This is a genomic window from Flavobacterium algoritolerans, assembly GCF_030010385.1.
In the GTDB taxonomy this organism is placed as follows: domain Bacteria; phylum Bacteroidota; class Bacteroidia; order Flavobacteriales; family Flavobacteriaceae; genus Flavobacterium; species Flavobacterium algoritolerans.
Genome location: NZ_JASCRZ010000003.1, coordinates 353,711 through 379,140, shown reverse-complemented (window position 1 = coordinate 379,140; position 25,430 = coordinate 353,711). Strand labels below are relative to the sequence as shown.

The 25,430-nt window shown below is 34.5% G+C and carries 19 protein-coding genes; 14 read left to right on the top strand and 5 right to left on the bottom strand.

Annotated features, from left to right (window positions below):
• Positions 1-593: 593 nt before the first annotated feature.
• A complete protein-coding gene (locus QLS65_RS09430) occupies positions 594-2,456 on the bottom strand; it encodes an ABC-F family ATP-binding cassette domain-containing protein (RefSeq protein WP_099715944.1) in 1,863 nt (620 codons plus the stop codon).
• A gap of 318 nt (positions 2,457-2,774) precedes the next feature.
• Between QLS65_RS09430 and QLS65_RS09425 the strand changes: the two genes are divergently transcribed.
• The 10 genes from QLS65_RS09425 (at position 2,775) to ftsY (ending at position 10,561) form a co-directional block, all read left to right on the top strand.
• Positions 2,775-3,950 carry a glycosyltransferase family 2 protein gene (locus tag QLS65_RS09425; protein ID WP_282717058.1) on the top strand — a complete coding sequence of 392 codons (1,176 nt, stop codon included), beginning with the start codon at positions 2,775-2,777 and terminating at the stop codon, positions 3,948-3,950.
• An 84-nt stretch (positions 3,951-4,034) separates the two neighbouring features.
• Positions 4,035-5,336: a dihydrolipoamide acetyltransferase family protein gene (locus tag QLS65_RS09420; protein ID WP_282717057.1), complete on the top strand. Its 1,302-nt coding sequence runs from the start codon at positions 4,035-4,037 to the stop codon at positions 5,334-5,336.
• 173 nt (positions 5,337-5,509) lie between these two features.
• Complete coding sequence (locus QLS65_RS09415; protein ID WP_099715941.1) at positions 5,510-6,286, top strand: 3'-5' exonuclease; 777 nt, start codon at positions 5,510-5,512, stop codon at positions 6,284-6,286.
• A gap of 18 nt (positions 6,287-6,304) precedes the next feature.
• Positions 6,305-6,916: a fumarylacetoacetate hydrolase family protein gene (locus tag QLS65_RS09410; protein ID WP_121341503.1), complete on the top strand. Its 612-nt coding sequence runs from the start codon at positions 6,305-6,307 to the stop codon at positions 6,914-6,916.
• On the top strand, positions 6,916-7,260 hold the full coding sequence (locus QLS65_RS09405; protein ID WP_099715939.1) for an Hpt domain-containing protein: 345 nt from the start codon (positions 6,916-6,918) through the stop codon (positions 7,258-7,260). The genes QLS65_RS09410 and QLS65_RS09405 overlap by 1 nt, the downstream gene beginning before the upstream one ends.
• A 218-nt stretch (positions 7,261-7,478) precedes the next feature.
• The gene (locus QLS65_RS09400) at positions 7,479-8,732 is read left to right on the top strand and encodes a competence/damage-inducible protein A (protein WP_282717054.1); all 1,254 of its coding nucleotides are present in this window, start codon (positions 7,479-7,481) and stop codon (positions 8,730-8,732) included.
• Between the two features lie 72 nt (positions 8,733-8,804).
• Positions 8,805-9,041, top strand: a complete 237-nt coding sequence (gene rpmB / locus QLS65_RS09395) for a 50S ribosomal protein L28 (protein ID WP_024980263.1) — start codon at positions 8,805-8,807, stop codon at positions 9,039-9,041.
• Positions 9,042-9,068: 27 nt separating this feature from the next.
• Positions 9,069-9,251 (top strand): 50S ribosomal protein L33, encoded by a 183-nt coding sequence (gene rpmG / locus QLS65_RS09390; RefSeq protein WP_017495179.1) that lies wholly within the window; start codon positions 9,069-9,071, stop codon positions 9,249-9,251.
• 75 nt (positions 9,252-9,326) lie between these two features.
• Positions 9,327-9,479 carry a DUF4295 domain-containing protein gene (locus QLS65_RS09385; protein WP_073370281.1) on the top strand — a complete coding sequence of 51 codons (153 nt, stop codon included), beginning with the start codon at positions 9,327-9,329 and terminating at the stop codon, positions 9,477-9,479.
• A gap of 128 nt (positions 9,480-9,607) precedes the next feature.
• Entirely contained in the window at positions 9,608-10,561 is a 954-nt protein-coding gene (gene ftsY / locus QLS65_RS09380) for a signal recognition particle-docking protein FtsY (protein WP_282717051.1), read from the top strand.
• Positions 10,562-10,748: 187 nt separating this feature from the next.
• Here the strand turns inward: ftsY and QLS65_RS09375 are convergent, their stop codons facing one another.
• Positions 10,749-11,825 (bottom strand): serine hydrolase domain-containing protein, encoded by a 1,077-nt coding sequence (locus tag QLS65_RS09375; RefSeq protein WP_282717049.1) that lies wholly within the window; start codon positions 11,823-11,825, stop codon positions 10,749-10,751.
• Positions 11,826-12,074: 249 nt separating this feature from the next.
• On the opposite strand from QLS65_RS09375, the gene QLS65_RS09370 reads away from it, so the two are divergent.
• Both QLS65_RS09370 and QLS65_RS09365 read left to right on the top strand, forming a co-directional pair.
• Entirely contained in the window at positions 12,075-12,515 is a 441-nt protein-coding gene (locus QLS65_RS09370; RefSeq protein ID WP_282717047.1) for a hypothetical protein, read from the top strand.
• Complete coding sequence (locus tag QLS65_RS09365) at positions 12,496-12,792, top strand: DciA family protein (protein WP_099715934.1); 297 nt, start codon at positions 12,496-12,498, stop codon at positions 12,790-12,792. Before QLS65_RS09370 ends, QLS65_RS09365 begins: the two co-directional genes overlap by 20 nt.
• Before the next feature lie 132 nt (positions 12,793-12,924).
• Here QLS65_RS09365 and QLS65_RS09360 read toward each other — a convergent pair whose 3' ends face one another.
• The 3 genes from QLS65_RS09360 to QLS65_RS09350 form a co-directional block, all read right to left on the bottom strand.
• Entirely contained in the window at positions 12,925-13,344 is a 420-nt protein-coding gene (locus QLS65_RS09360) for a nucleoside-diphosphate kinase (RefSeq protein ID WP_113634352.1), read from the bottom strand.
• 87 nt (positions 13,345-13,431) lie between these two features.
• Positions 13,432-15,021 carry a bacillithiol biosynthesis cysteine-adding enzyme BshC gene (gene bshC, locus QLS65_RS09355; RefSeq protein ID WP_282717042.1) on the bottom strand — a complete coding sequence of 530 codons (1,590 nt, stop codon included), beginning with the start codon at positions 15,019-15,021 and terminating at the stop codon, positions 13,432-13,434.
• An 85-nt stretch (positions 15,022-15,106) separates the two neighbouring features.
• Positions 15,107-22,315 carry a T9SS type B sorting domain-containing protein gene (locus QLS65_RS09350; RefSeq protein ID WP_282717036.1) on the bottom strand — a complete coding sequence of 2,403 codons (7,209 nt, stop codon included), beginning with the start codon at positions 22,313-22,315 and terminating at the stop codon, positions 15,107-15,109.
• Positions 22,316-22,547: 232 nt separating this feature from the next.
• Between QLS65_RS09350 and QLS65_RS09345 the strand changes: the two genes are divergently transcribed.
• Both QLS65_RS09345 and QLS65_RS09340 read left to right on the top strand, forming a co-directional pair.
• Positions 22,548-24,755 carry a B12-binding domain-containing radical SAM protein gene (locus tag QLS65_RS09345; RefSeq protein ID WP_282717032.1) on the top strand — a complete coding sequence of 736 codons (2,208 nt, stop codon included), beginning with the start codon at positions 22,548-22,550 and terminating at the stop codon, positions 24,753-24,755.
• 100 nt (positions 24,756-24,855) lie between these two features.
• A complete protein-coding gene (locus QLS65_RS09340; RefSeq protein WP_099715929.1) occupies positions 24,856-25,341 on the top strand; it encodes an acyl-CoA carboxylase biotin carboxyl carrier protein subunit in 486 nt (161 codons plus the stop codon).
• Positions 25,342-25,430 lie beyond the last annotated feature (89 nt).

Genomic DNA, 25,430 nt, shown 5'->3' with positions numbered 1-25,430 from the left:
GTTATTAGTGCTGCAAAATATGGGATAAAATCAGACATCTTTATTGTTTTGTATAAGTTTTAAATAAATACCAAATGCTAATATGGAAGGAACCCAAATTCCAATAAAGATTGCTTGCTCTTTATTTCCCTGAAAGTATAAAGTTTCTGAGAAAACTAACGAAAGGAAAGCTGCTATAAAAAGAAGCTTATCAGATAATGTAAATTTTTTTAACATTTTTGTTGATTTAAAAATTATTTTTAATAGAATAATTAAGTAAATCTATAAACATAAAGTGAATTTTTTTTGTTTCTATTGTTGTTTTATCAAATTATTAAGTATTGTTTAGCAGGTAGTTTTCTTAGAATAATGAATAATAAATAGATTTTGAAATCAAATTAAAGAGAAATAGTAACGCATCCTTGTGTATATCTACTTATTTTCATGAAAAAAAAAGAATAAAACTAAAAAACATTAGTTTGGAAAATTATTTAAAGATTGCAGGCCTAAATTTTGGGTAAACACTTTAATATTAAAAATAGAAAGCCACAACAGAATTATATTTTGTTGTGGCTCTGGTTATTTGGATAGCTATCTTACCTCGCGATGACTTTTTATCCTTCTATCTTCGCACTCAGCTCAAACCATCTTTCCTCTTTATCTTCAATCTTATTGTTGATGTTCTCTAATTCCTTTGCTTTGGTCATAACATCACTTTCTTGCACTTTTCCATCAGAGAATAATTGCTCGATAGCCACTTTTTGAATCTCTAAATCTTTGATTTCTCGTTCGATTTTCTGAAATTCTTTTTGCTCGTTGAACGTTAGGTTTCCAGTCGGATTGTTTTGTTTCCAGTCTTTCTTTTCTGCTTTGTTTTCCTCTTTTTGCGCTACATCAGTACTGTCTTCGTAGGCTCTGAAATCAGAATAGTTTCCAGGAAAATCTTCGACCACACCATCACCTCTAAAAATGAATAAATGATCCACAATTTTATCCATGAAATACCTATCGTGAGAAACCACTAAAAGGCAACCTGGATAATCCAAAAGGAAGCTTTCCAAAACATTCAGTGTCACAATATCCAAATCATTCGTAGGTTCATCCAGAATCAAGAAATTCGGATTCTGAATCAAAACCGTACACAAGTACAAGCGTTTCAATTCTCCACCGCTCAATCTGTCTACAAAATCATATTGTTTTTTAGCATCAAACAAGAAACGCTCTAACAGTTGCGAAGCCGAAATCAATTTTCCTTTCATCAACGGAATAAATTCTCCGTATTCCTTAATCACATCAATCACGCGCTGACCCGGTTTTGGGTTAATCCCGCTTTGCGTGTAGTAGCCCACTTTTATGGTTTCACCAATTACCACTTTTCCACCATCAAGTGGCAAAGTTCCGGTCAATAAATTCAAGAAAGTCGATTTCCCGGTTCCGTTTTTTCCAATGATTCCAATGCGCTCGCCACGTTGAAAATCAAAACTGAAATTATCCATGATGACATGGTCCTTGAATTTTTTGGAAATCTTGTGAAGCTCAATAATCTTGCTTCCCATACGTTCCATGTTAATTTCAAGCTCTACTTTGTTCTCACGACGCCGACTTTGCGCTTTTTCCTTAATTTCATAAAAATCATCCTGACGTGATTTCGATTTTGTCGTTCTCGCTTTTGGCTGACGGCGCATCCATTCCAGTTCTTTCACAAAAAGATTCTGTGCTTTATCCACACTCGAATTTTCGGATGCGATACGCTCCTCTTTTTTTTCTAAATAATAGGAGTAATTTCCTTTGTATTGGTATAATTTTCCGTTGTCCAGTTCGATGATTTCATTACAAACGCGCTCCAGGAAGAAACGGTCGTGCGTCACCATGAACAACGTAATATTTTCTTTTGCAAAATAACTTTCCAGCCATTCAATCATTTCTAAATCCAAGTGATTTGTAGGCTCATCCAGAATTAACAAGTCGGGACGATTAATTAAAATGATAGCCAGTGACAACCTTTTTTTCTGTCCACCGGAAAGATTTTTTACTTTCAGTTTGAAATTTTCCAACTTCAGTTTGAATAAAATTTGCTTGTACTGCGTTTCAAAATCCCATGCATTGTGTTGATCCATTCCGTCAAAAGCTTTTTGGTAAGCTTCTTCGTCTTCTGGATTTTCTAACGCTTTTTCATAGGCTTCAATCACTTTCAAAGTCTCATTATCCGATGCAAAAATGCTTTCTTCAATCGTTAATTCATCCTGTAAGTTATTATTTTGCGAAAGGAAAGCCATCTTGATGCCTTTTCTCAATACGACTTGTCCGGTATCAGATTCTTCTAAACCATTAATGATACTCATAATAGTCGTTTTTCCAGAACCGTTTTTGGCTATGAAAGCAATTTTTTGATCTTTATTAATTCCAAACGAGATGTCTTTAAACAACGTACGTTCACCAAAAGATTTCGAGATATTTTCTACAGAAAGGTAATTCACTTTGTAAGATATGAGTTATAAATTAAGAGCTATGTATATGTTATGAAACATAACTTTTTTGCAAAAGTAATTCATTTACATCAAGTTTCAAGTTTTTGTGGTTTAAGTAATATTAAAACTAAAATTAACATCTTTTTTTAGGAGCAAAAGATTTGGTTTTATTTATGGCTATGGTTCCCGCTGTCATTCTAATCTTTTTGTTCTTAAAGAAAGAACAAAAAGGATTTTCCCTTCCATCGCGGCTAAGGAGAACATGTTTTTTTATTTTTTAGACTTTGAACCTTTGTCTCTTTGCCTCTTAAAATATATCTTTGAAAAATGCAACTATCTGTCATCATTCTCAATTACAATGTTCGGCATTTTCTGGAACAGTGTGTTTTAAGCGTTCAAAACGCTATAGAAACCATTGATGGAGAAATTATTGTAATCGATAATAATTCTTTTGATGACAGTTTTAAAATGATAAAAAAGCGTTTTCCAAACGTAAAACTCATTCAAAACAACAAAAATATAGGTTTCCCAAAAGGTAATAATATAGGAGTTGCTCAAGCTCAAGGGGAATACATTTGTATTCTAAATCCTGATACTGTAGTTGCCGAAGATACATTTATTAAAGTATTGGCTTTCGCCCAAAAACAATCAGATTTAGGAATCTTGGGTTGTAAACTCATTGATGGAACCGGGAATTTTCTTCCCGAAAGCAAGCGCGGTGTTCCTACACCTTGGGTCGCTTTTACCAAAATCACGGGTTTGTATAAATTATTTCCTAAATCAAGGACTTTCGGAAAATATTATGCTGCGTATTTAAACGAAAACCAAACCGGAAAAGTGGATATTCTCGTTGGGGCTTTTATGTTTATGAAAAGAGATTTATATCTTGAAATGGGTGGATTTGATGAAGATTGTTTTATGTATTCTGATGATATCGATTTGTCGTATCGAATCCTGAAAGAAGGAAAATCTAATTATTATTTTCATGAAACCACCGTAATCCATTATAAAGGAGAAAGTACCATTAAAGACGAAACGTATATGAAACGTTTTCAGGAAGCGATGAATTTTTTTTATAAAAAGCATTTTCGGGTATCTGTGATATTCTCACTTTTTATGGAAATAGGAATTGTCTTTTTCTCATTGGCAAAAATGTTTCAAGGAAAATCCTCGCGAAACTTCGGGATAAAAAAGACTCCAAAATTATATCTGTTGTATTCGGCTAACGAAAAATTAGTAGATAAACTCCGTTTAGTTTTGCAAAAAAAAGTCCTGTTTCACGATTTGAAAACAGAAAAAATGGTAATTTCGTCTTCTGTTAAGAGTAAAATAAGCACAGAAGTTATTTTAGATAACGAATTCATTTCTTTTAAAGAGTGTATTGCAATTCTCGAATCTTCAAGAAATAAAAGGTTTACCTTTAAAATTATACCAAAAAACGCTAATTTTTTAATAGGAAGTAACAATAGTAACGAGAGAGGTGAGATTATAGAAATAGAGTAAAAAATTACATTTAATGTAATTTATATTTGAAATATTTAGTAATTTCGCAAACTGAAAATCAAAATCACCTTTTAGGTTAACAATATGGCAAGATTTGAATTAAAGCTTCCGAAAATGGGAGAAAGCGTTGCAGAAGCGACCATTACGAATTGGTTGAAACAAGTTGGAGACAAAATTGAAGCCGATGAAGCGGTACTCGAAATTGCTACTGATAAAGTGGACAGTGAAGTGCCGAGCGAAGTTTCGGGTATTTTAGTCGAACAACTGTTCGGTAAAGATGATTTAGTTCAAGTAGGGCAAACTATTGCCATTATTGAAACGGATAGTGCAGCTGTTACTGAAACAGTTCAAGAAGTTGCTGCTCCTGCTGAAGTTGCAATTATTGAAAAAACAGTTGAAGTAGCTAAAGAAGCGGTAGCGGTTCCTGCTGATTTCTCTGATTCTGAAAAATTCTTATCGCCTTTAGTAAAAAATATTGCCAAAGAAGAAGGGGTTTCTGTAGCAGAATTAGCATCAATTTCCGGAACAGGAAAAGAAGGAAGAGTTACTAAAAATGATATTTTAGACTACGTAAAAAATAGAACAAGCCATCCAGCAGTTTCAGCTCCGGTTGCAGCAGTTCAAAAACCGGTTGCAGCTCCAGTTGCTCAAAAAGCAGCTCCAGTATCAGTAAGCGGTGGTGATGAAATCATAGAAATGGACAGAATGCGCAAGCTGATTGCGGGTTATATGGTGGCTTCTGTACAAACTTCGGCTCACGTACAATCATTTATTGAAGTGGATGTGACGAATATTGTAAAATGGAGAGAGAAAAATAAAGTTACTTTCGAAAAAAGAGAAGGGGAGAAATTGACGTACACGCCAATTTTTATGGAAGCAGTTGCTAAAGCACTGAAAGATTTTCCTGGAATGAATATTTCTGTAGATGGTGATTATATCATTAAAAAGAAAAACATCAACCTAGGAATGGCTGCTGCGTTACCAAACGGAAATTTAATTGTTCCTGTTATTAAAAACGCTGACCAACTGAATTTAGTAGGAATGGCAAAAGCGGTAAACGATTTAGGAAACCGTGCTAAAATGGGAAAACTGAAACCAGACGATACGCAAGGCGGAACTTATACGGTTACGAATGTGGGGACTTTTGGAAGTGTTTTTGGAACGCCAATTATCAATCAGCCACAAGTTGGGATTTTAGCTCTTGGAGCAATTCGTAAAATGCCGGCAGTAATCGAAACTCCAGAAGGAGATTTTATCGGAATTCGTCAAAAAATGTTCTTGTCGCATAGCTATGACCACAGAGTAGTTGACGGAGCATTAGGTGGTAGTTTTGTAAAAAGAGTTGCTGAATACTTAGAAGCTTTTGATGTAAACAGAGATGTTTAAATAAATATAATTAGAATAGTAGACCCGACCGATTTTCAAAAATCAGTCGGGTTTTTATTTTAGTACACCGTTTTAATTGCACAAAAAGACAAGAATTCTTGAAGAAATTATTTGGGGATAATTCGTCAAATTCGTGTTTAACCTATATATTTGTATCCACACAAAATTTAAAAATGGAACTCAAACTCAATAAACCAATTTGCTTTTTCGATCTTGAAACCACAGGAATTGATATCGGAAAAGATAGAATTGTAGAAATCTCAATATTCAAAGTTTTCCCAAACGGAAATAAAGAAAGCAAAACTTGGCTGGTTAATCCTACGATTCCAATTCCGCCGCAAACAACAGCTGTTCATGGAATTACTGATGAAAAAGTAGCTAACGAACCTACTTTTAATGAATTGGCAGCGCAGGTTTACAATATGATTAAAGACAGTGATTTGGCTGGATTTAATTCAGATCGATTTGATATTCCGTTATTGGCAGAGGAAATGCTTCGTGCCGGAGTAGATTTTGACATGAAAAACAGGGTTTCAGTTGATGTACAGACCGTTTTTCATAAAATGGAAGAGCGAACTTTAAGCGCGGCGCATAAGTTTTATTGCGGAAAAACACTTGAAAATGCACATTCTGCGGAAGCAGATACTATGGCGACTTACGAAATTTTGAAAGCGCAACTGGATCGTTATCCGGAACTGGAAAACGACATGAAATCATTATCGGAATTTACCACAAGAAAGAAAATTGCTGATTTTGCTGGTATGATTGCTTTTGATAAGGATGATGAAGAGATTTTTACTTTTGGAAAACACAAAGGAGTGAAAGTGGATAAAATTCTGGAAACGGAACCCGGTTATTTCAGTTGGATACAAAATGCGGATTTTCCGTTGTATACCAAGAAAGTTCTAACGGCAATAAAACTTCGAAAACTGAATAATAAATTAAGCTAATTTTTGAATCAATAGGAAATGAAAATAATCTGCATTGGTAGAAATTACACCAATCATATAGAAGAATTACACAACGAAAGACCAACAGAACCTGTTGTTTTTATGAAGCCGGATTCGGCCGTTTTATTAAAGCAGCATCCATTTGTGATTCCGGAATTTTCGGAGGATATTCATCACGAGATTGAGATTATTGTCAAAATAAATAAAGTTGGTAAATACATCGAGCCTAAGTTTGCGCATAAATATTATGACGAAATTAGTGTTGGAATTGACTTTACGGCACGTGATTTACAGGCGAAATTAAAAGCAAAAGGCTTGCCTTGGGAAAAAGCAAAAGCATTTGACGGCTCGGCAGTTATAGGTGAATTTTTACCAAAAAATCAATTTAGTTCATTAGAAAATATTACTTTTGAATTAACCAACAACAATAAAACGGTACAAAAGGGTAATTCCAGTCATATGTTGTGGAAAATTGACGAGCTAATTTCATACGTTTCTCAGTTTTTTACCCTAAAAATTGGAGATATTATTTTTACAGGAACTCCAGAAGGAGTAGCTGCTGTAAAGCCAGATGACGTTTTGGAAGGATTTTTAGAAGGACAACAACTCTTTAGAATACAAGTAAAATAATGGCTATAAACTACAACCTTTCAAAAGTGTACGCACTTTCAGACAACGATGCAGAATTTGTAAATGAAATTTTGACATTGTTTGTTACCGAAGTTCCAGATGATTTAGTACAAATCAAAGAAGGAATAAAAAAGAAAGACCATAAGCACGCTTATGCTTATGCGCACAAGATAAAACCTACGCTTGATTTAATGGGGTTAAACGTGGCTTTTGAGGAGATTCTTCAAATCGAAGCCTGGACTAAAGCCGAAGGTAAAAAGAAAGACATCAAAGAGACTTTTAAGAGCGTAAAAAACCAAGTTAATGACGCTATCAAAGAAATCAAAAAAGATTTCGATTTGTAATATTGGGGCGTGACCCGCTGAAAAAGCGGGTCGGCCTATCCGTTACAAACGAAGTTCACGGAACTCCTATGAAAATAATTATTAGGTAAAGTAATCTCTCTCTTTAAAAAACGAGAGAGCATTTTCACTATTATCACTCATGCAAAAAAAACTGAATGTGCTATTTTACACATTTATTTTTTAAGATTACAATCCCACAAAAAAATATCCCACAAAAAATGAAAGCAACCATAGTTACCATTGGTGACGAAATTTTAATAGGCCAAATTGTCGATACAAATTCTGGTTTTATAGCTAAGTCATTAGATAAAATTGGTGTTGAAATCAACGAAATGATTTCGATTAGTGATGATAAAAAACACATTTTAGATACGTTTGCAGTACTTCAAAACAAAGTCGATTTGGTGATTATAACAGGAGGTTTAGGACCAACAAAAGATGATATTACCAAAAAAACATTTTGTGATTATTTTGAAGATGAATTAGTTGTAGACCAAAAAGTACTGGCTCATGTCACGCAACTTATAGAAGGTTTCTATAAGCGAACAATTACACAAATCAATAAAGATCAGGCACTGGTTCCTTCAAAATGTACGGTGCTTCAAAATCAAGTAGGGACTGCGCCAGGAATGTGGATGAAAAAGGAAAACACCGTTTTTATTTCGCTTCCCGGAGTTCCTTATGAAATGAAGTATTTAGTGGAGCATGAAATTATCCCAAAAGTAGTTCGGGAATACAAACGACCTTATATTATCCATAAAACAATTCTCACGTACGGACAAGGCGAAAGTATGGTGGCCGAACGAATAGAGGATTGGGAAAATAACCTTGCTGAATTTATTAAGTTGGCTTATTTGCCTGCACCGGGAAGAGTTCGTCTACGTCTTTCGGCCCGTGGTACTGACAAAGAAAAATTAGAAGCCGCTCTCGAAGAAAATGTAAATTCGCTGGATGCGATAATCCATGATATTATCGTGGGTTTTGATGATGATGAAACCTTGGAAGTTGTAGTAGGAAAAATGCTTACAAAGCAAAATAAAACGATTTCCACTGCTGAGAGTTGTACCGGAGGTAAAATTGCAGCAGTATTGACATCGGTTTCCGGGGCTTCAAAGTATTTTAAAGGAGGTGTTGTCTCGTATGCAACAGCTGCTAAAATTGATGTTTTGGGTGTTTCGGAAAGTCTCATAAAAGAACATTCTGTTGTGAGTAGAGCGGTAGTTTCGGAGATGGCTTTGAATATAAAAAACATGATGAAAACGGACTATGCAATTGCGACAACCGGAAACGCTGGACCATCAAAAGGAGACTCAAATGCAGAAGTTGGAGCAGTTTTTATTGCATTGGCAACGCCAAGCGAAGTAATTGTTGAAGAATTTAATTTTGGTCAACCCCGTGAAAAAGTGATAGATAGAGCTGTAATTAAAAGTTTAGAACTATTACAGAAAGAAATTTTAAAAAATGTGCAATAAATTTGTTGCTTAATAGGTTTATTTTTCTTTTCTTTGCACCCTGATTTTGAATAACGATAAAAGATAAGTATAATGTCAAGAGTTTGTGACCTTACAGGTAAAAGAGCGATGGTAGGAAATAACGTTTCTCACGCTATGAACAAAACTAAGAGAAAATTTTCTGTAAACTTAGTTAAAAAGCGTTTTTATCTTCCAGAAGAAGATAGATGGATTACTCTAAGAGTAGCTGCATCTACGATAAAAACAATTAATAAAAATGGAATCGCTGCAGTTTTGAAAAAAGCGCAGTCAGAAGGATTTATTAAATAATCCATTCCAAAATAAAAAAATAGCAAGATGGCAAAGAAAGGTAATAGAATCCAGGTAATTTTAGAATGTACTGAGCACAAGACTTCGGGTGTTGCAGGAACTTCAAGATACATAACAACAAAGAACAAAAAAAATACACCAGATCGATTAGAGATTAAAAAATTTAATCCAATCTTGAAACGTGTAACTGTTCACAAAGAAATTAAGTAATAATTAGAGATTTTGATAAAATCTTAAAATGGTAACATTTGAAGATTTTATTTAAATTTAAATAACATTTGAATCATGGCAAAGAAAACCGTAGCATCGTTACAAACATCTTCTAAGAGATTATCAAAAGCCATCAAAATGGTGAAATCTCCAAAAACAGGTGCATATACATTCGTAGAATCTATTATGGCTCCTGAAGCTGTTGATGAATTCTTGAAAAAGAAATAATTAGCAATCACATTATATAGAAAAGCTACTTTCATTCGGAAGTAGCTTTTTTATTTTCTATATTTACCGTTAGAAAAACGTATTGGTTCTATGGACTTAAATACTTCATTCTTAATACTATTTATACAATGAGTTTTTTCAAAAGAATATTTTCATCAGAGAAAAAAGAAACATTAGACAAAGGTCTTGAAAAATCAAAAACAAATTTCTTTTCGAAGTTAACCAAAGCTGTTGCCGGAAAGTCAAAAGTTGATGATGAAGTTTTAGACAATTTAGAGGAAATCCTTGTTGCCTCAGATGTTGGTGTAAATACGACATTAAAAATAATTACCAGAATCGAGAATCGTGTTGCTTCAGATAAATACCTTGGTATAGAGGAACTCAATCAAATTCTTAGAGAAGAAATTGCAGCTTTATTATCAGAGACAAATACAGGAGAAGCAACTGAATTTGTAATTCCAACTCAAACTAAACCTTATGTTTTAATGGTGGTAGGAGTTAATGGAGTTGGGAAAACCACTACCATTGGTAAGTTAGCCTATCAGTTTAAAAAAGCAGGTTATAATGTGGTTCTTGGTGCTGCCGATACTTTTCGTGCCGCAGCTATCGATCAGTTGCAAATATGGGCGGATAGAGTAGGAGTTCCTATTGTTCGCCAGGATATGGGAAGTGATCCGGCTTCGGTAGCTTTTGATACCTTGCAGTCAGCAGTGGCGCAAAATGCCGATATTGTTATAATTGATACCGCAGGTCGTTTGCATAATAAAATTAATTTAATGAACGAATTGACTAAAGTAAAACGAGTGATGCAAAAAGTTGTAGGTGATGCACCACATGATGTATTATTAGTTTTGGATGGTTCAACCGGTCAAAACGCTTTTGAACAAGCGAAACAATTTACAGCGGCTACTGAGGTTACTTGTTTAGCAGTTACAAAACTAGACGGAACAGCTAAAGGTGGGGTTGTAATAGGAATCTCCGATCAATTTAAAATTCCAGTTAAATACATTGGTGTTGGAGAAGGGATTGAAGATCTTCAGGTTTTTAATAAGTATGAGTTTGTTGATAGTTTTTTTAAATAATAGTTATAATGGATTTTTCTTCTTTAAAAAATACACCTCCAATGTATCTTTATTTAGTGAGTATCATTTCTTTTATATTGGCAAATCTTGTTCGAGATAAAAGTCTTGGTTTTTATTATTTTTTGTTGATAATAGGGTTGGTTTTCTTTGTTTTAGGTTTTATGAGACGTTTGAAAACCAAGTAAATCTATTGGTATAAAGCACTAATTTTTTGCCATAATGTTTCATCAAAATCGGATAAAGCAAAAGTTGGATTATCTGGATTTGCAACATCTCCCATTCTGATAACGACCATTTTCTTGCTGGGAATGACATAGATTTTTTGGTCATTTTTGCCTAATGCCATATACATATCTGCTGGAGCTGTTGGTATTAAACTACCATTGAACTGCAGTTGACTTTGTGGTAAATGGTAACTTGATTTTCCATTCAGCCACCATAAATAACCGTATCCCATATTTATGGTTTGTGAAGTATTTGTAGCTTCATTTAAATAGTTTTCATTCACTATGGCATTACTTTCCCATTTTCCTTTGTTGTAGATTAACAAACCAAAGCGTGCCATAGAACGAGTATTACTTCCATAAACAGAATTATTGCCTAACTGAAACCATGCTCCATCCATTCCTATTTTATCTTTCAGTTTAGTGTTGAAATAGACTTTCCAGGTTTGACCGCTGGCTTGCGCAATCACATCCTGTAATTTCACATAGACATTATGGTACGCCCAACGCGTTCCTGCGTCAGCTTTGTATTTTAGGTTCACTGGATCAACATCATCCGTACTGTCATCTAATCCGGAAGTCATATTGAGTAGATGTTTGTTTGTAATCAAATTTTCTTTTGCTAAAGGCATGCTAGTCCAGCCAGTTCCTATGTATTGTGAAACTTTATTGTTGATGTTAATCAGGTTTTCTTGTTGTGCAATTCCCGTTACAGTTGATGTTAGTGTTTTACCGGCACTTGCCCAATACCAAAAAGCATTGGCATCATGACCGTTGAAATAATTTTCCATTACGATTCTTCCGTTGACAAGAATTATGAAAGATTTTGAATTTTTGAGTGCCAAATAATCCAATAATGGTTGCACAGCGGATTGCTTCCAACCTAAACTCGCAATAGATTTTGTTTCCCAAGTTGTACCTGTTAAAGGTGGGAAATAGATTGTTTCTTCAGGTGTAGGAGTGGGAGTTGGTTCCGTAGTTTCGGAACTGCAGCTACTGCAAAATATTAGGATGAGGAGACTGTAGATTATTTTTGACATCTTGCTACTGATTTGTTTCTAATTCCTTTAAGACCAAAAATATAGAAAATAGTTTAATGTGTTTCTGCTATTTTTGTTTTCTTTGAATTTAATAAGAGTAACTTTGTATTTAGAACAAGCGAGATTTAACCCGAATTGACTAGCCCTGATGGAAGCGGCATCCTTTTTCTTGCTATTCTGACGAAAGGAAGAATAGCAAGAAAAAGATATAGCGTACAGCAGGAATTAGCTCCTAAAAATAATAATTATATGAAAAACACACTTAGCATTTTTTTTATAGCATTCCTTTTTGTAGGGTGTCAGCAAAAGATTAAGCCTGCAGACATTTCTAAAATAAACGGATATTGGGAAATTGAAAAAGTTGTTTTTGATGCTGGGAAAGACAAGGATTATGGCATGAATGAAAGTTATGATTTTTTCAAAATAAGCGACAATAAAGGGATTCGGAAGAAAGTGATGCCACAATTGGACGGAACTTTTTTAGTGAATGATGTATATGAAAACGTAGCGGTGCGATTTGCCGATGATAAAGTATTTTTGGATTATTCCACATCTTATATGAAATGGAGTGAGGAGTTAATTGCTTTGTCAGAGGAAGAATTAGTATTGCTGAACAAGGACAAAATGGAATATCATTATAAGAAAGCAATACCAATAAATTTACTGGGCGATGGCAAAAAGGCTGAATAATCAAAGTACGATAGGGGATGTTTTGAAACAAATTATCCAAGTGAATAAACTTCAACCCGGAATGGATCAAATTGATGTTAAAGATGCGTGGAAAAATCTTATGGGGAATGGTGTGAATAATTACACTAAAAATGTGGTTTTGAAAGGAAGCACTTTGTATGTGGAGTTGAGTTCTTCAGTATTAAGAGAAGAATTAAGTCACGGTAGATCTAAAATTGTAGCTATGATTAATGAAGAACTGCGTCGTGATGTGGTTAAAGATGTGGTTTTGAGGTAGTGATTTTAGATTGTTGATTAACGATTTTAGATTTTTGATATAAAAAAATCCCGTTTCAATTTTGAAACGGGATTTTCTATTTATAGGATTTTCTAAATCTTAATTCAAAAATCGTTAATCTTCAATCATAAATTAAAATTGCTCTCTTCCAGCAAAATGGAAAGCACCTTCGATAGCTGCATTTTCATCGCTATCAGAACCGTGAACAGCATTTTCTCCGATAGAAGTTGCGTAAGCTTTACGGATAGTTCCTTCAGCAGCTTCAGCTGGGTTTGTAGCACCAATTAAAGTTCTGAAATCTTCAACAGCGTTATCTTTTTCTAAAATAGCAGCAACAATTGGTCCTCTTGACATGAATTCTACTAATTCACCGTAGAAAGGTCTTGCAGCGTGAACTTCATAAAATGCTTGAGCATCAGCAACAGTTAATTGCGTTAATTTCAAAGAAACGATTTTGAAACCTGCATTAGTAATCATTGCAAGTATGTTTCCGATGTGTCCGTTAGCAACAGCATCAGGCTTGATCATTGTAAATGTTCTATTAGTAGCCATTTTTTTTGTTTTTTAAATTTTGTGCAAAAATAGTATTTTTTTATTGATTATTTTTACAAATTCGGCATTCAAATAACCGTAATCTGATTAAAGTACAATAATGTCGAATTTGTTGTCTAGTGGTTTGAGCTGTTTGATCAATGTTGGAATAATATTGTCGCCGTTTTCTAGGTAAAATTCTGAAAAATTAGTTTGACGTTCCTGTAAACTCTGGTTAGGAAATAATTCGTTTTGCAAGTCGGTAATGCGTTGTAAAATATCGCTTAACTTTCTTTTTTGTGCTTTCAGTAAGCGTTTCTCCAGATTTTCTAATCCTTTAATTTGTTTTACTTCCTGTGCTTTTACAGCTCCAATGAAGGATTCATCTGTTTTATTCGCCACTTCATAAAGGGCGATAAATTGTTTTTGCAATTGTTCTTTCAAATGCGTTAAATCGATTGGGAAATCCGATAATTCTGTGGTTTTAGTATTTACTAAATCGGCTTGTTTTGAAAATAAATCTTTCCAACTCAAATTTAGTTTGTCTGCTTTTTTAGCTTGTTTTTCGGTAGCCAATAGCACAGAGTTTCTAAGTAACAGCATTGGGAAAGTTATTTTTGCTGCAGCAAAAAAGGATTTTAGTTCTAACCAATACGCAATTTCTCCACCTCCACCGATGTAGCATAAATTAGGGAGAATCACTTCTTGATACAATGGACGCATTATCACGTTAGGACTGAATTTTTCTGGATGATTATCTAAAAGTGATAAAATTTCACTTTCAGAAAACTCAATTTTTGTATGATTTACTTTGTAGGTATTGTTTTCAAAAATGATGCGTTCGCGTAAATTATCTTCAATATAAAACAAATTGATTTCACGAGGATTTACTTGAATCGTATAGTCTTTTAGTTTTTCGGCGGTTTCCAATACCAATTTATGGGAGGATTGGTGAAGCAATTCTTCTTTTACAAAAGGAATGAAGTTGCGTTTCAAATCCTGATTATCTGCATCCAAAATAACTAAACCATACGCACTAAAAAGCGCATTAGCCAAAAATCTAGTAGCATCGGCTAAATTATCATGATTAAGATAAGAATCTTCAAACAGTTTTTTGAGCGTATTTGCATTTGTACTGGAACCTAATTCCAGTGCGTATACTTCAAGGAAATCAGCTAAACCTTCAGTAGACAATCGGCCAACGGGACCTGTACTTTCTTTGTTCCAACGGAATTTTTTGCCTTTAAAATTAAAATAATTGATTTCTTCAAAATCATGATCTTCCGTTGCCATCCAATAAATTGGAACAAAATTTGAATCAGGATATTTCGATTTTAACTCAGTTGTCAAATTAATGGTCGAAATAATTTTGTACAAAAAATACAATGGTCCGCTGAATAAATTCAACTGATGACCAGTGGTCACTGTAAATGTATTGGAATTGGCTAAAGCGGCAATATTTTGATTTGTTAAAGCCGAAGTTTCAACTGTTGCATATTGTTTTTGTAAAACAGAAACTAAAGTAGCTCTGGATGTATCATTAAAATTCGCTTTTTTCTCCTGAATTTGTGATCCAAAGTTTTGAAGATTTGGAAAACGATGGTATAAAGATTGAAGATTGCTTTTGTCCTCTAAATAATCATTCATTAAAGTAGAAAAATATCCGGAATTCTGATAGCTGATACAGTCGGTTGGCATGTTTTGAGTTTCTAAATTTGTCGCTAAAGTAATAAAAAGTAAAGTTATGTTTTTTTGGTTTAAGATATGTTTAGGAAAATAATACTTATCGCTTCAAACTAAAATGACCTTTGTATTCTTTTCCATCAGTTTTAGTTGCTACAAACCAATAATCATCTGATGGAATTTCGTGTCCATTCATAGTTCCGTTCCAAGCACTATTTTGGATTAGTACTTTTAATAATTTTCCATAACGGTCAAATATTTTTACAGTCAAGTTTGTTTCTAAATCTGAAAATTTAATATTCCAAGTGTCATTAAACCCGTCGCCATTTGGCGTGAAATATTTTGGATACATTAATAAAAAGACTGCATCAGTAGCTGTTCCGCAACCATTTTTATCTCTGACATGTACAGTATATTCACCACTATATAATGCCGAAAATTGATTGCTATCCTGAAAATGAATACCGTCAATTGAATATTCGAAATCACCTTCACCTGATGCAAAAACGGTGATTATATTTTCATTATCAGTCCAGTCTTTAGTTTCAATAGCTGTAATTGTTGCAATGTTTGATTTCTTTACTTCGAAATTCTTTGTGCTGGAACAAGAAATTGTACTATAATTATTGGTTACTGTTACTGAAAAATTACCGGGAGTTGATACCATTATGGATGGTGTTGTTGCTCCAGTTGACCATAAATAGGAGTCATAGCCGACATCTGCATGTATTATAATTGTATTGTTTTCGCAAATGGGTACAATGTCCTGAATTGAAATAATTGGTTTTGAGAGGAGAGTTAGTTTTAATTCAACAACAGCATAACAAGGCGTATTCGAGTTGATTCGAACGTAGAATTTGTTGTCACCTACGACTAAGTTGTAATTTGAAAAGGTATTAATTTGATTGGCTGCCAATTGATTTTCTGCACCTGAACTAGTTGAATAATAAGAAAATGTATATCCTGAAATATCTGAAATTAGCTTCGAATTATAGTCTAATAAATTTACTTTTTCAGAACGGTCATTCAAATCATCACATAACAATTCTGCATGATTGTTTGCGGGTAAAGTGTTTATTAGCGTAATAGTAACAGCTAATTTGCTCAAACTTTCGCAACCATTTACCGTTTGAGTTGCATTATAGGATTGGCCATCTTCTAGAAGGGTTGAACTAGATAAAAGAATTCCAATACTATTATACCATTGTATGTTGTTACCTGAAGTTACAATCGAACTTACCGTAGGATTTTGACTCATACAAAAACTTTGATTTGCATTTCCAGTTGGAGCAGGTGTGTTTTGGATGTTTATAAGAGCTGGAATTCTCATGCTTTCACAACCATTAATGGTTTGCGAGGCGTAATAAGTTATTCCGTTTTGTAATGGAGTTGTGTCTGATAAAAGTGTTCCATTTGTTAGAGCGTCATACCATTTTATTTTTTGACCCGTAATTGCAATTGAACTCAAGGTTGTATTTTGTTGGATACAGAAGGTTTGAGGATTTGTTAATGTAGGTTTCGGAGTAATACTTGTAAAAGGAATTAGTATAACTGTGGTAGCATTTGAAACACAACCAATGCTGTTTTTTACTTTTATATAATATGTTCCAGGATCAAGATTAGATTGAATTGTATTTGTTTTCCAAGTAACTCCATTGTCAAAACTATATTCTGCGGCAATATGGGTATTTATAATAGTCCCTTTAAGATTATTACAGTCTGGCTGAATAGTTGTAAATGCAGGATTTACTGGATAATCAGTTGTAGCATTAATTTTTACAGATAATGCTACAGACTCGCAACCGCTACTATTTTTAACCCGAACTAAATAGGTTCCAGCTGCTAAATTTCCTGAAATTGGATTGGTCGAATAATTTGTGCCATTGTCAAAACTATACTGGAAAGCGGCACTTGTAATGGAAATAGAACCAAACGGATTACTACAACTCACAGGTTGAGAAACGTTTAAGATTGGAGTTGAAGGTGCGTTTGGAGGTGTATTGATGGTTGCAGCATAGGCAATCGAAGGGCAACCATTTGTATATTTTATTCGGATTAAATAATTTCCTGGAGATAAACTAGCAGTATTGCTCGTATTCCAAGTTACACCATCATCAAAACTATATAGATTTGCAACAGTAGAAACCATAATGCTACCTGTTGATGATGTGCAACCAATAGGATTTGTAACCACAACTTGTGGTGCTGCTGGAATTGTGGGAGCAGCATCTATGGTAACGGGTGCGCTAAGAGAAATACAACCAGAATTATATTTAATCATTAAATTATATGTTCCTGGTGCTACATTGGATTTTGTGTTTGAAGTTCCAAACGTGATTCCGTTATCAAAGCTGTAAAAATCGGCTACGGTATCGATGGATAGTGACCCTGTAAAGTTGGTGCAATCTGGTTGGCTTGCTTTGTAGGCAGGCGCAGGAAGCGCTGATAATGGTGAAATAGTGACTGTGGCAGGATCCGAAACGCAACCAGCTAAATTTTTAATTTTTATAAAATAAATTCCTGGAGAAAGATCCGTTTTTGTATTCGAAAAAACGTAGGTTAATCCATTGTCATAACTATATGTTGCAGCAGTTGTAGTAATAGTAATAGAACCTTTTGCAGAGCTACAATTCGGCTGGGTTGAAGTATAAGCAGGAGCAGCAATTGTAGTGCCTGAACTTAAATTTACAACTGTTGTTGTTGATTCGCAACTATAAGAATTTGTTTTGATTTTAATAATGTACGTACCAGCTCCTACATTTATTTTTGTTGGATTTGTTGTCCAGCTGTTTCCATCATTGAAACTATAACTTAGTGCAGTTGTAGTTATGGTTATGCTACCGTCAGTTGCTCCGCAAGAAGAGGGCTGAACAATCTGTACAGCGGGTGCTGGAGGAATGGCAGGCGGTGTGTTAATATAGGCATAACTGCCGTATGAGATACAACCTAATGTGTTTTTTATTACTATATTATAGGAACCGCCAGCTAGATTTTTCTTTATGGGATTTGTAGTCCAAGTTACACCATTATCAAAACTGTATTGATCTGCAGTAGTATTTATTATTATAGTTCCAGAAGGAGAACTACAAGTTGGCTGAATGGAAGTTACATTTGGTGTGGGTAAATAATATTTATTAATGTAGTAGTATTGCGACTGTGATTTGCAACCAGTTGTATTTTTAATAACAATAGTATAGGATGATGATGCAGGATTAAGTAAAATAGGATTGGTAGTCCAAGTTGTACCTCCATCAAAACTATACTGATCAGCAGGAGTAGTTATGGTAATACTTCCTCCATTTCCACAACTTGGTTGTATCACTTTTACATTTGGATTCGGAAGATAAAAAGGGTTAATGTATATCGATATGCCATTAGATTTACAGCCGGTTGCATTTTTTATAACAATATTGTAATATCCCGACGTTATTCCAGTAAGGGAGGGGTTTGTTGTCCAAGTGCTACCACCATCAAAGCTATATGAATCTGCAACTGTTGCAATAGCAATGCTTCCATTGGTACCGCAAGTTGGTTGGACGAATGTGAAATCGGGATTTGGCAAATAATATGGATTTAAATTTGTGTTAGTACCATAAGGATAGGAAGTACATCCAGCTGCATCTTTTACCACTAAATAATAAAAACTGGAATTAAGATTAGTGAAGACAGGATTGGTGTTCCATGTATTACCTCCATCTATGCTGTATTGTGTTGCAGTAGTAGTAAAAGTTATGCTTCCTCCGTTTCCACAAGTGGGTTGAGTTGATGTAAAAATAGGATTAGGAAGATAAAAAGTTTGAATATTTGCAGAATTCGAGTTAGAAATACAACCTTGGGCATTTTTTATGGAAGGGTAATAATAGCCAGAAGAAAGATTTGAAAAAGTAGGACTTGTAACCCAATTTTGTCCATCGATACTGTAGAAATCTGCAGTAGTGGTGATGGTAATGGATCCCTTTGTACCACAAACTGGTTGAACGATCGCATATTTTGGTGGTGCTAAATGAGCGGAATCTAAATAAACAGAAATGTATTTGGATGTACAATCTGCTTTTTTTACTAATAGATAGTAATATCCTGGGCTTAAATTATTAAAAATAGGATTGGTACTCCAAGTTGTGCCATAATCTATACTATAGTAATCTGCAGTGCTGTTGAATGTAATATTGCCAATCTTTCCGCAACTTGGATTAGTAATTGTATAATCGGGATCTGGAAGACTAGGGTTATTAATTGGAATGCCAATATTCTGTGATATGCATCCTAAACTATTTTTTATAGAAATGTTGTAATATCCATAAGAATTTATATTTGATACTGTAGGTGTGGTTCCCCAAGTATACCCGCCGTCAAAGCTGTAAAAATCTGCAATTGCATTTATTGTAATACTTCCTGTAGTAGTACAAGTTGGCTGAATAACAGTAAAAGTAGGTTCCGCTATATTTGGATTGTTTAAATAAATACCAGTTGGATAGGAAGTGCAACCAATGCTATTTTTTATAATTACGTTGTAATACCCCGGAGGTAATGATTTATTATTGAGCTTTGTCCAAGTTACTCCATCGTCAAAGCTGTAAAAATCTGATAATGAATTAACAGTGATTTTTCCGTTTACACCACAGGTTGGTTGTTCTATGCTAATAATTGGTGTAAACAAGTAGGGTTGGTATAAATAAACATAATTAGCAGCGCTAATACATCCTGCACTATTTTTTACTTTTACCGGATAGTTTCCATAGGGTAAATTAGCTACGTTATTGTTAGTCCAAGTTACACCATTATCAAAACTATAGGAATCTGCAACTGTAGTAATAGTAATCCTTCCATTGCTTCCACAAACGGGTTGCTCTGTAGTATATTCAGGATAGGAATATTGAAAATCATTTAAATAAACGTAGGTATAATAGGAAGTACAACCCAAAGCATTTTTTATCCCTAAAGAATAGCTACCGGAGCTTAAATTGTTCATGGCATTGCTTGTAATCCAAGTTGTGCCTCCGTCAAAAGTATAAAAATCTGAAATAGTATTAATAGTAATGCTTCCTGTAGCACTACAAGCAGGCTGTATAGTAGTATAAGTTGGAGTTTCTAGCGTAGTGCTGCTAATAAGTACATTGTTAGCTGAAGAAATACAACCTTGTAAATCTTTTGTACGAATTTTGTAACTTCCTGGTGAAAGATTGGTAGCGGTTGCATAATTTACCCAAGTTACTCCATCATCAAAACTATAATATGCAGATGGCGTCGTAATAGCAATACTACCTAAATCCCCACAAAATAAAGGACTGGTATAGTTATAATTTGGATATGAAGTTGACACAGCTGTAATGGTTACACTTTGAGAATAAGAAGTACATCCATTTATGGTTTTTATTTTCACTAAATACGTTCCAGGAAATAAATTACTCTTTGTGTCGTCTGTACTCCAAGTTGAACCATCATCAAAACTATATTGTGATGCAGCTGAAGTCACTTTTATACTTCCTGTGGTAGAAAAACAGGAGGGTTGAGTGATTTGCAAAATTGGTGAAACAGCAGTTTGGCTAGGTTCTATAGAAACACTAGCATCGCTACTACATCCAAAAGAATCAGTAACAGTAACAGAATAATTTCCTGTCGAAGTTACCGAAATGCTTTGCGAAGTGCCTCCTGTACTCCATAAATAGGATGATCCTGAAGAAGCTGTTAATACAGTGCTTCCTGAACAAACATTTAGAATACCTGTAATATTTGCCGTTGGATTTTTCACCTCTAAACTTACAGAAATTATTTTGTAGCAAGTGGCATCTTTACTCACTCTAACAAAAATAGAAGTGCTTGAACTTGGATAACTTGAGAAATTGGAGATTGCATTCAAGTTAGCTTCCGCATCATTGTAATTTTTGTAATAACTAAAACTTAAACCTGTAGTAGTCGTTACTACCAAAGAATTTAATTTAGATAAATCAAAAATTTCACTCCCGTCGCGATTTGCATCACATTGAGATATCTTTGCTGTTGTTACATTAATATTGCAACTTGAAGTACAATTTAAAAAAGAAATATCCCAACCAGAATTCGCATCAGGATCTGTGGCCGAATTAAATGTAGTCCCAGCACAGGAAGTTCCAGAAATATCATAATCTACTTGTACTCCAACATTATAATTAGCATTGGTACTATTTGGAAAATCAGTGGCATTCAGTGTAAAACAAAACTTTTTATTTGTTGTGTCTAAGCTTGAGGTTGTAGATGTACTATAAACGGATACGTTATTACTGTTATAAACATTTAAAGTGATTTTTTTTACTGATGCAGAAATTCCGCCAGAATTAGGAATGGTATAATTTCCACATACCGAAATCGGTAAACTAGGACAAACTTTATCCAAAGGATCTAGTTCTACAGATCCTTGTAAATTTTCTGTAGAATGCAGCAAGCAAATATCATCTACATACAGATATCCGAAATGTCCACCCAATCCACATCTTGAAGCCATAAATTCTACGGTAAATTCTTCATTGTTAGGTATAGATGAAATATCCAGTATTCCAGATTGCCAATTGGCAGTATACAAAGTGACGTAAGAAGAAGTTTGACTCGGAACTTTGGTGAAAATGCAATTTTTTTCGTCACCTACTAAACAAAATTCATTTACGACAACGCCGTTTTTATTTAGAATTCTTGCTTTTACAAATGCTTGATTGTCAGTGTGACTATTGTCATATACACTTTGTAATACTGCTTTGTAGTTGAATTTTAGATAATTTTCATTATTAGTTTTAAACCTTTTACCCTGAACAATTGAGCCATAAGTAGATGAGTTCTCATGATTAATTTTAATGGCATATTGATCGAATGCTTTTATATCTCCCATATAAGGATCAACCAAATTTGAAGATACACCAGTCGCCATAATACTCAAATTATTAGGGTCAAACCGATTGATGTATGAATCGGCGGTATTGGTAATAGAGCGGCATTGCGTTGGTCCAGGAGGGTCACCTATGGTATAAAGAAAATTCTTGAGGGAACTACTTCCACTGATAGTTTCATATTGTTCGAAACTTCCATTGGTACACATTTCTACAGCTTGTTGTGTAGCTGTTGCTTTCAAACTCAGATTTGCTTTTTTTAAATTCAGGATTTCTTTTTTTCTTTTTTCTTCCCGAATTTTCAAAAACTCGTTTTGCTCATCCAAAGTTTGAATTATATGACCATTTTTATCTTCCAATAAAATTTTATTGGAAGAATTTGGATTTTTTTCTTGAGAAAAAACAACAACACATTGGTGAAATATAATAAACAGCAGCAGGACTTTAAGCTTCATTGTGGGAATTTTGTTAACAAAAGTAAATAAAAAATAAGGGTTTTAGCATGAAAAATATTAATTTTTGTATGAATTTTATATTTGAAATGGTAAGGGTTAAAATGCAGGAATGACATTGTTTTTCGAGAGATTTAATTCAATTAATTACGCAATTTTACTCAAATAACTACAAGTTGTTTCTTTTGTTGTAAAACAATAAATATCCCTTATTTTTGCACCAAACTTATTTCTTTTGAAAACCAAATTATTCTTAATCACGCCCCCTTTTACCCAACTGAATACCCCGTATCCGGCAACTGCTTATATCAAAGGGTTTTTGAATACCAAAAACATTGAGTCCGTTCAAGCGGATTTGGGTATCGAAGTGATTTTGAAATTGTTTTCGAAAGAAGGACTTTTAAATTTGTTTCAGGTTTCAAATTTCAGGTTTCAAGTTCCTAGCGAAACTATTTCAGATAATTCCAAGAGGATTTTCGCTTTAAAAGAGGAGTACTTAAAAACAATCAATCCCGTAATTGCTTTCCTTCAAGGAAAAAATCCAACATTGGCACTTCAAATTTGTCAGGAAGATTTCTTGCCGGAAGCATCCCGATTTGCGCAATTGGAAGAACTCGATTGGGCTTTTGGAACCATGGGAACACAGGACAAAGCAAAGCATTTAGCGACATTGTACCTTGAAGACATCTCTGATTTTATTGTGGAATGTGTTGATGCTAATTTTGGTTTCAGTCGCTATGCAGAACGTTTGGGGCGAAGTGCCAATTCTTTTGACGAGTTGTACGAAGCCTTGCAACAAGAACCAACCTATATTGATAACTTACTTCTTTCGATTCTAAAAGAGAGAATAGAAACTATTCAACCTACATTATTTCTGATTTCGGTTCCGTTTCCAGGGAATTTATACTCGGCTTTTCGTTCTGCACAGTGGGTGAAAAAGCATTATCCGAGTATTAAAATTTCAATGGGCGGTGGTTTCCCAAATACCGAATTGCGTTCGCTTTCGGATGCTCGTGTTTTTGAGTTTTTCGATTTTATCACATTGGATGATGGCGAAGCACCAATTGAAGAACTAATAAACGCTGTCTCTTCGAGCGCAGTCGAGAAGCAATATAAACGAACATTCCTTTTAGAAAACGGAAAAGTCGTTTACAAAAATAATTCTCTAAAACACGATTACAAACAATCACAAGTGGGAACTCCCGATTATTCTGATTTGCTTTTGGATAAATACATTTCGGTTATCGAAATTGTGAATCCAATGCACCGCATGTGGAGCGACGGACGTTGGAATAAACTTACCATGGCGCATGGTTGTTATTGGGGAAAATGTACGTTTTGTGATATTTCTTTGGATTATATAAAAGTATATGAGCCCGTTGCGGCCAATTTATTGTGCGACCGAATGGAGGAAATGATTGCTCAAACGGGCGAGAACGGATTTCATTTTGTAGATGAGGCTGCTCCTCCGGCTTTGATGCGCGCTTTGGCACTCGAAATCCTTCGCAGGAGATTAGCGGTTACGTGGTGGACAAACATTCGATTCGAAAAAAGCTTTACGAAAGACTTGTGTTTACTTCTAAAAGCTTCTGGTTGTATAGCCGTTTCCGGAGGTCTTGAAGTCGCTTCGGACAGATTATTAAAATTGATTGATAAAGGCGTAACTGTCGAACAAGTGGCGAAAGTCACCCGGAATTTCACCGAAGCTGGCGTTATGGTTCATGCCTATTTGATGTACGGTTATCCTACACAAACCATTCAGGAAACCGTGGACAGTCTGGAAATGGTTCGTCAATTATTTGAAGTTGGTGTATTACAATCCGGATTTTGGCATCAGTTTGCGATGACCGCGCATAGTCCTGTTGGCTTATATCCAGAGAAATTCGGTGTGGTAAAGGAAACCGAAGCGATTGGAGCTTTCGCCAATAACGATATTAATTATACCGATTCCACAGGAATCGATCATGATAAGTTCAGTTTTGGACTCAAGAAATCCTTGTTCAATTTTATGCACGGAATCTGTTTTGATTATGAGTTGCAGGATTGGTTTGAGTTTAAAATTCCAAAAACTAAAATTTCACTTGATTTTATTTTTGACGCTTTGCAAGAAGACGATGATTTCAACATCAAGCCTACAGCAAAAATCGTTTGGTTAGGCGGGAAGCCATTTACAGAACATTTTACTAAATCCAAAAAAGGGAATTCCTGGGAAATGATGACTTTGACTTTCCATGATAAAAAGGAAAGTTTCAGCGTTCAAACGAATAAAAAGGAAGGGGAATGGTTGGTAGAAATGTTACAGAAAATCTCTGTTTCGAATGTTAAAATTTATAATTATCAAGAAGTTAAAGCTGATTTCGAATCACATTTGGAGGACTTCGAATTGTTTTGGTACTCCAAACCAATTAAAACTCTTAGAGAATTCGGATTATTAGTGTTATAAATTTTTCTGCCTAAACTATACCTATTTAGCATAAAACTTAATTTTAGCTTTACGAAAACGTTTTCTTTTACTTATTTTTACGATTCTAAAATAGAAACAAATGAGTATTGGTTATAAAGTTAATGTAAACGACACTTTTCATTTTGATTTGGAAAAGGAAAGTGTTTCACAACTGGATGCTGTGCGTGTGGAAACGAATAAGTTCCATATTTTACACGAAAACACTCCTTATCAAGCGGAAATCATCACTTCTGATTTTCTTCAAAAAAACTACACCGTCAAGGTAAACAACAACACGTATACCGTTGCCATTTCTAATCCTTTGGATATTTTGATTAAGGAAATGGGATTCGAAACGGGACTTACCAAACAAGTTAATTTTATCAAAGCACCTATGCCCGGATTGATTTTAGAAATCAGTGTTGTGGTAGGTCAAACTGTAAAAGAAAACGACAACCTGATTATTTTGGGTGCCATGAAAATGGAAAACAGTTTTCTTTCTCCGCGAGATGGCGTTATCAAAACCATTTCGGTAGTGATGGGAGATGCCGTGGATAAAGGACAGTTGTTAATTGAATTCGAGTAGAGATAAAAGATACAAGATAAAAAGAACCAAGAATTTATATTTCTTTGCTCTTGCAGCGAAGCGGTCTTTATTCTTTTAGTCTTATTAAA